The sequence below is a fragment of the Burkholderia sp. HAN2018 genome (assembly GCF_024704855.1).
GTDB classification, from domain to species: Bacteria; Pseudomonadota; Gammaproteobacteria; order Burkholderiales; family Burkholderiaceae; genus Burkholderia; species Burkholderia cepacia.
Window position 1 is genome coordinate 42,701 of record NZ_QOBB01000046.1, and the last position, 7,504, is coordinate 50,204.

The following is a 7,504-nucleotide window of genomic DNA, read 5'->3' on the forward strand; positions in this document are numbered from 1 at the left end:
ACCCGACGCCCGACGCGTGCAGCCATGTGTTCCATCTCACAAGGAGAGTGTGCCCTCATGACTCAAAAGAGCCCCGCGAACGGGCGCGACAGCAACCACTTCGACGTGATCATCCTCGGGTCGGGCATGTCCGGCACCCAGATGGGGGCGATCCTGGCCAACCAGCAGTTTCGCGTGCTGATCATCGAGGAGTCGTCGCACCCGCGCTTCACGATCGGCGAATCGTCGATCCCCGAGACGTCCCTGATGAATCGCATCATCGCCGATCGCTACGGCATTCCGGAGCTCGACCGCATCACGTCGTTCTACGCGACGCAGCGTTACGTCGCATCGAGCACGGGCATCAAGCGCAACTTCGGCTTCGTGTTCCACAAGCCCGGCCAGGAGCACGACCCGAAGGAATTCACGCAGTGCGTGATTCCCGAGCTGCCGTGGGGCCCGGAGAGCCACTATTACCGGCAAGACGTCGACGCCTATCTGTTGCAGGCCGCGATCAAATACGGCTGCACGGTGCGCCAGAAGACGAACGTGACCGAATACCACGCGGACAAGGACGGCGTCGCGGTGACCACCGCCCAGGGCGAACGGTTCACCGGCCGGTACATGATCGATTGCGGCGGGCCGCGCGCGCCGCTCGCGACCAAGTTCAAGCTCCGCGAAGAGCCGTGCCGCTTCAAGACGCACTCGCGCAGCATTTACACGCACATGCTCGGGGTCAAGCCGTTCGACGACATCTTCAAGGTCAAGGGGCAGCGCTGGCGCTGGCACGAGGGAACCCTGCATCACATGTTCGCGGGCGGCTGGCTCTGGGTGATTCCGTTCAACAACCACCCGCGATCGACCAACAATCTGGTGAGCGTCGGCCTGCAACTCGACCCGCGTGTCTACCCGAAAACGGACATTTCCGCACAGCAGGAATTCGACGAGTTCCTCGCGCGCTTCCCGAGCATCGCGGCGCAGTTCCGGGACGCCGTGCCGGTGCGCGACTGGGTCAAGACCGACCGCCTGCAATTCTCGTCAAGCGCCTGCGTCGGCGACCGCTACTGCCTGATGCTGCATGCGAACGGGTTCATCGACCCGCTGTTCTCCCGGGGGCTCGAGAACACCGCGGTGACCATCCATGCGCTCGCGGCGCGCCTCATCAAGGCGCTGCGCGACGACGACTTCTCCCCCGAGCGCTTCGAGTACATCGAGCGCCTGCAGCAGAAGCTCCTGGACCACAACGACGACTTCGTCAGTTGCTGCTACACGGCGTTCTCGGACTTCCGCCTGTGGGACGCGTTCCACCGGCTGTGGGCGGTCGGCACGATCCTCGGGCAGTTCCGGCTCGTGCAGGCCCATGCGAGGTTCCGCGCGTCGCGTGACGAGGGCGACCTCGATCACCTGGACAACGACCCTCCGTACCTCGGGTACCTGTGCGCGGACATGGAGGGGTACTACCAGTTGTTCAACGACGCCAAAGCCGAGGTCGAGGCCGTGAGCGCCGGGCACAAGGAGGCCGGGGAGGCCGCGGCGCGGATTCACGCCCTCATCGACGAACGCGAGTTCGCCAGGCCGATGTTCGGCTTCGGGTACTGCATCACCGGGGCCAGGCCGCAACTCAACAACTCGAAGTACAGCCTGGTGCCGGCGATGAAGCTGATGCACTGGACGCAAACCAGCGCGCCGGCAGAGGTGAAACGGTACTTCGACTACAACCCGATGTTCGCGCTGCTCAAGGCGTACATCACGACCCGCATCGGCCTGGCGCTGAAGTAGCCGGCCGACACCGCCAGGAAAACGATGAACGACGTTCAATTCGATCAAGCGGTCGCCACGGAGCAAGCCCCGGGGGTGTATGACGCGACCACGCGCGTGGCCGCGAGCTGGTACGTCGCGATGCGCTCGGACGACCTCAAGGACAAGCCGACGGAGTTGACGCTCTTCGGCCGTCCGTGCGTGGCGTGGCGCGGCGCGACCGGGCGGGCGGTGGTGATGGACCGCCACTGCTCGCACCTCGGCGCGAACCTGGCCGACGGGCGGGTCACGGACGGGTGCATCCAGTGCCCGTTTCACCACTGGCGGTACGACGAGCAGGGCCGGTGCGTTCACATCCCCGGGCACAGCCAGGTGGTGCGGCAGTTGGAGCCCGTTCCGCGCGGCGCGCGTCAGCCGACGTGGGTCACCGCGGAGCGGTACGGCTACGTGTGGGTCTGGTACGGCTCCCCGCAGCCGCTGCACCCGCTGCCCGAAATCGCCGCGGCCGACGTCGACAACGGCGACTTCATGCACCTGCACTTCGCGTTCGAGACGACGACGGCGGTCTTGCGGATCGTCGAGAACTTCTACGACGCGCAGCACGCGACCCCCGTGCACGCGCTCCCGATCTCGGCCTTCGAACTCAAGCTGTTCGACGACTGGCGCCCGTGGCCGGAGGTCGAGCCGCTGGCCCGGGCGGGCGCGTGGTTCGGTGCCGGGATCGACTTCACCGTGAACCGGTACTTCGGGCCCCTCGGCATGCTGTCGCGCGCGCTCGGCCTGAACATGTCGCAGATGAACCTGCACTTCGACGGCTACCCCGGCGGGTGCGTGATGACCGTCGCGCTGGACGGAGACTTCAAATACAAGCTGCTCCAGTGCGTGACGCCGGTGAGCGACGGCAAAAACGTCATGCACATGCTCATCTCGATCAAGAAGGTGGGCGGCGTCTTGCGCCGCGCGACCGACTACGTGCTGTTCGGGTTGCAGACCCGACAGGCCGCGGGGTACGACGTCAGGATCTGGAACGGGATGAAGCCGGACGGCGGCGGCGCGTACAGCAGGTACGACAAGCTCGTGCTCAAGTACCGCGCGTTCTACCGGGGCTGGGTCGACCGCGTGGCCGAGACGGGCGCTCGACCGCACCGCCGCGAGTGAGCGGCGAGGCGTGAGGCGGCGGCCGGGAACCGGCCAATGAGCAGGATCGCGCCGGAAAGGCATGCGACCGGCATGCCCGAGCCGAGCACGGCCCGTTTTTTCGCGATCATCGTTTCACGTCGTCGGACGGGCGGGCGGCCGTCGGGCCGGTGCGCTCGAGCGCTTGAGCGACTAGGATTTCGCGGGCCCGGCTGCGGGCGCCGCGAAATCCGCCGACAGGCGCCGGGTCGGCGCGCGATCCGGCTGTCAGCCGGCTGCCGAACAGATGCGGAGATCAAGAGCCGGCCGATGCCGTCGTGACCGGCGCCGCATCGGGATGCGCGCGCGCGTAAAGCTGGCGATTGCGCGCGATCTGCGCCTGCGACGGCGGGTAGTCGTTCCGGTCCGTCGGCAGCAGGCCGCCGGCTTCGGCATTGATCAGCTGCTGGTAGATTTCGGCGCGCGTGAGCGGCGCCTGCGTGGACTGGGCGAAGGCCTGTGTACCGAACGGCAGGCTCAGCGCGGCAACGACAAAGGCAGTGAAGAGTTTCATGGCGATTCCCTGGTGGTTGAACGAACGGGCGAGTGGGGCGGCCCCACGTATCCCATTCTGGTTGCCGCGGCAGTCACAACGCTGACCCGCCGATTACAGTTTTGTAATCCGCCCGTTTCGCGCTTGCACGATGCGGCTCGCGCGCCGCGTTTCCCGGTAACATCGGCGCATGTCACCACCCCATGCGACGGAGCCGACCATGCGCATCCTGATAGTCGAAGACGAACCGAAGACCGGCGCGTACCTGAAGAAAGGGCTCGAGGAATCCGGCTTCAGCGTCGATCTCGCGAAGGATGGCGGCGAGGGCCTGACGCTCGCGCAGGAGGAAAGCTACGACGTGATCGTGCTCGACGTGATGCTGCCCGTGCTCGACGGCTGGAGTGTGCTCAAGCGGCTGCGCGACACCCACGCGACGCCCGTGCTGTTCCTGACCGCGCGCGACGACGTGCAGGATCGCGTGCACGGCCTCGAACTCGGCGCCGACGACTACCTCGTGAAGCCGTTCGCATTCGTCGAGCTGCTTGCCCGGATCCGCACGCTCGCACGGCGCGGGCCGCCGCGCGAGACGGAGCGCATCGCGGTGGGCGACCTGGAGATCGATGTCGTGCGCCGTCGCGTGAAGCGCGGCACCGTGCGGATCGACCTGACGCCGCGCGAATTCTCGCTGCTGCAACTGCTCGCGCGCCGGCAGGGCGAGGTGCTGAGTCGCACGCAGATCGCGTCGTATGTGTGGGACATGAATTTCGACAGCGACACCAATGTCGTCGAAGTCGCGATCCGGCGGCTGCGCGCGAAGATCGACGACGATTTCGCGGTCAAGCTGATCCATACGGTGCGCGGCGTCGGCTACGTGCTCGAACCGAAGGACGCCGCATGACGCTCGGCCGCTTGATCGGCCGTTCGATCGGCGCGACGCTCGCGCTCGCGTTCGGCGCGACCATGCTCGCCGTCTTCGCGCTTGTCGGCACCTATGTGTATACGGCCCTCGAGCGGCAGGTAAGCACGCAGGACGACCTCGACATCGTGCTCGCCGCGCGGCACACGCGCCGGCTGGCGGGCGAGCTCGATTCGCTCGACGCGGTGCGCACGCATGCGGACCGGCTGACGAGCCAGGTGCTCGGCAACGCGGCGCTGTCGATCGCCGTCGTCGACGGGCAGGGCAACGTGCTCGCGCGCCACAACGTCGAGCGCACCGGGTTCGAGGACTCGCCCGAGCCGGCGGCAGCCGCATCGACGCCCACCTCGCCCACCTCGCCCGCGCCGCCGGCATTGCCCGATGCCGCGCTGTTCCCGCCGCACGCGACGCCGGTGCCCGCGAACGAACGGATCACCACCGACCGGATCGCGACCTGGACGGCCGCCGGCGGCGTGTCCGTGCGCGGCGTCGTCAGCGATGCGCAGTTGCGCGACCACTCGACGATCCGGATCGCGATCGCGCGCAACATGAGCGATCGCGCCGCGATGCTCGACGGCTACCGCGACCGGCTGAAGATCGCCGGCGGCCTGGGTGCGCTGTTCGCGATGCTGCTCAGCTACTGGCTGATCCGCACATCGCTCGCGCCGCTGCGCGAGATCGTCGCGAACACGGGCCGGATCACCGTCGACAAGCTCGATACGCGGCTCGACGCGTCGCGCGCGCCGCGCGAGCTGACGGCGCTCGTCGACGCGCAGAACGCGATGCTCGGCCGCCTGCAGCAGGCGTTCGGACACCTGTCGCAATTCAGCGCGGATCTCGCGCACGACCTGCGCACGCCGCTGAACAACATGCGCGGCGCGACCGAGGTGGCGCTCGCGCGACCGCGTTCGCCCGACGAGTACCAGGCGCTGCTCGAATCGAATCTCGAGGAATACGACCGTCTCGCGCGGATGATCGAGAACGTGCTGTTTCTCGCGCGCGCCGAGCATCCGGGTTTCGTCACGCGGCAGCGTGCGTTCGACGTGCATGACGAACTGGAGCGTATCGCCGGTTATTTCGAAGGGCTGGCCGACGAAGCAGGATCGACGCTGCGCGTCGACGGGCACGGGCAACTGACCGCCGATCTCGAACTGTTCCGCCGCGCGGTCAGCAACCTGCTGGCCAACGCGCTGCGCTATACGCCGGCGGGCGGCGTGATCGCGATGAGCGTCGACGAAACGGCGGATGCGGTGCGCGTCGTCGTCGCGAACCCGGGCGAGCCGATCGATCCCGCGCTGCTGCCGCGCATCTTCGAGCGTTTCGTGCGCGGCGACCCCGCGCGCAGCGGCGGCGTGCCGGGCGGCACGGCCGGGCTCGGCCTCGCGATCGTGCGCTCGGTGATGGAATTGCACGGCGGCACCGCACGCGTCGAAAGCGACGCGGCCGGCACGCGCTTCATCCTCACGTTCGTCAGGACGCCGACGGCGTAGCGGCCGCGTGCGCGGCGGCCGTTGCGTGCGCATCCATATCCGTATCTTTGTTCCAGCCGCCGCCGAGCGCCGTCAGCAGCGCGACCGCCGCCTCCATCCGGCGCGCGGCGATCTGGTCGGCCAGGCGCCGGTTCGACAGCGCGATCGTCTGCGCGGTCACGACGTCGAGATAGCTGACCGCACCGGCGTTGAAGCGGTTGGTCGTCAGCTTCAGCGACAGGTCGGCCGCGTCGGTCGCGCGCTGCTGGCTGTTCGCTTCCGATGCGAGCGCATCGAGCGCGGACAGTTGATCCTCGACCTGCTGGAACGCGGCCAGCACGGTCTGCCGGTAATCGGCGACCACGCCGTCGTACTGCGCATGCGCGGCTTGCAGCGACGCGCTGCGGCGCCCGCCGTCGAACAGCGTGCCGGCGAGCTGCGAGCCGAGCGACCAGAACAGGCTCGGCGCGGTGAGCCACGGCGCGAAGAACGAACTTTCGAGCCCCGCGCTCGCTGACAGCACCAGGTCGGGAAAGAACGCGGCGCGCGCCTCGCCGATCTGCGCGTTCGCGGCCGCGACGCGCCGCTCGGCCGCCGCGATGTCGGGCCGCCGCTCGAGCAGTTGCGACGGCACGCCGGCCGGGATCGCCGGCACGTCGAATGCCTGCACGCGCGGCGGCAGCGTGAAGGTCGACGCGCTTTCGCCGACCAGCGTCGCGAGCGCATGCTGAAGTTGCGCGCGCGACGCATCGATGTCGGTGTCCTGCGTCTGCGTCGATTCGAGCTGCGTCTCGGCTTGCGCGACGGCCGACGCGTCGATCGCGCCGTCCGCGAGTTGCTGCTTCAGCAGCTTCAGTGCATCGGCATACGCGCGCACCGTTTCGTCGAGCAGTTGCTTCTGCGTGTCGAGCGAGCGCAGCGCGAAATAGTCGGTCGCGAGCTCGGCCGTGACGGACAGCCTCACGGCCTGCAGGTCGGCCGCGCTCGCGTCGGCATTCGCCTGCGCGCCCGTCACGGCGTCGCGCACGCGGCCGAACAGGTCGGGTTCCCAGCTCGCGGCGACGCCGGCCTGGTAGTCGGGCGTCGTCTTGCCGGCGAGCGACGAGCCGAGCTTGTTCTGCGACAAGCGCGAGCGGCTTTGCGCGACGCCGGCCGTGACGGTCGGCAGAAACCCCGCACGCTGGTAGCCGACCATCGCGCGCGCCTGCTGGAGATCGGCGACGGCTTTCTTCACGGTCTGGTTCGAGATGTCGACGCGCGCTTCGAGCGCGTTCAGTGCGGCGTCGTCGAAGACGGTCCACCACGGGCCGCGCGACGCGGCATCGGCGGGCGTGGCGACGTTCCAGCCGGGTTGGGAGACGGGGGCGGCCGAAGCCGGTACGCCCGAAGCCGGTACGCCCGAAGCCGGTACGCCCGAAGCCGGTACGCCCGAAGCCGGTACGCCCGTAGCCGGTATGCCCGCATAGTGCGCAGGCACCGCGACGGCGGGGGGCGAGTAGGCGGGTAGCGTCGAGCATGCGGTCAACGCGGCGGCGATGCCGAGCGCGACGACGCGGCGCGCGAACGGGAGCGGATGAAAGAGGCACATGGTGGAGATCTCGCGAGTTGTCATGAACGGTCAGCTGCGGGCCTTCGTCGACGTCGCAACCGGCGTCGACGCGGGCGCCGCGACGGCGGCCGGCGCTGCCGCGGCCGCTACCGCGTGAGGCGCCG

At 68.6% G+C, this 7,504-nt stretch carries 6 protein-coding genes; 4 read left to right on the top strand and 2 right to left on the bottom strand.

The window, feature by feature from the left end:
- Window positions 1-57: 57 nt before the first annotated feature.
- Window positions 58-1,758, top strand: coding sequence for an NAD(P)/FAD-dependent oxidoreductase (locus DPV74_RS14790; protein WP_027792880.1), 1,701 nt, complete (start codon window positions 58-60; stop codon window positions 1,756-1,758).
- A gap of 24 nt (window positions 1,759-1,782) precedes the next feature.
- Window positions 1,783-2,895 carry a Rieske 2Fe-2S domain-containing protein gene (locus DPV74_RS14795; RefSeq protein ID WP_027792879.1) on the top strand — a complete coding sequence of 371 codons (1,113 nt, stop codon included), beginning with the start codon at window positions 1,783-1,785 and terminating at the stop codon, window positions 2,893-2,895.
- A 274-nt stretch (window positions 2,896-3,169) separates the two neighbouring features.
- Here DPV74_RS14795 and DPV74_RS14800 read toward each other — a convergent pair whose 3' ends face one another.
- Window positions 3,170-3,427 (bottom strand): DUF4148 domain-containing protein, encoded by a 258-nt coding sequence (locus DPV74_RS14800; protein WP_119337464.1) that lies wholly within the window; start codon window positions 3,425-3,427, stop codon window positions 3,170-3,172.
- Between the two features lie 199 nt (window positions 3,428-3,626).
- Here DPV74_RS14800 and DPV74_RS14805 point away from each other — a divergent pair, with 199 nt between their 5' ends.
- Both DPV74_RS14805 and DPV74_RS14810 read left to right on the top strand, forming a co-directional pair.
- A complete protein-coding gene (locus tag DPV74_RS14805) occupies window positions 3,627-4,304 on the top strand; it encodes a heavy metal response regulator transcription factor (protein WP_021160488.1) in 678 nt (225 codons plus the stop codon).
- Entirely contained in the window at window positions 4,301-5,812 is a 1,512-nt protein-coding gene (locus tag DPV74_RS14810) for a heavy metal sensor histidine kinase (protein WP_119337465.1), read from the top strand. The genes DPV74_RS14805 and DPV74_RS14810 overlap by 4 nt, the downstream gene beginning before the upstream one ends.
- Here DPV74_RS14810 and DPV74_RS14815 read toward each other — a convergent pair.
- Window positions 5,793-7,379, bottom strand: a complete 1,587-nt coding sequence (locus DPV74_RS14815) for an efflux transporter outer membrane subunit (RefSeq protein ID WP_119337466.1) — start codon at window positions 7,377-7,379, stop codon at window positions 5,793-5,795. The two genes, DPV74_RS14810 and DPV74_RS14815, sit on opposite strands and share 20 nt — an antisense overlap.
- Window positions 7,380-7,504 lie beyond the last annotated feature (125 nt).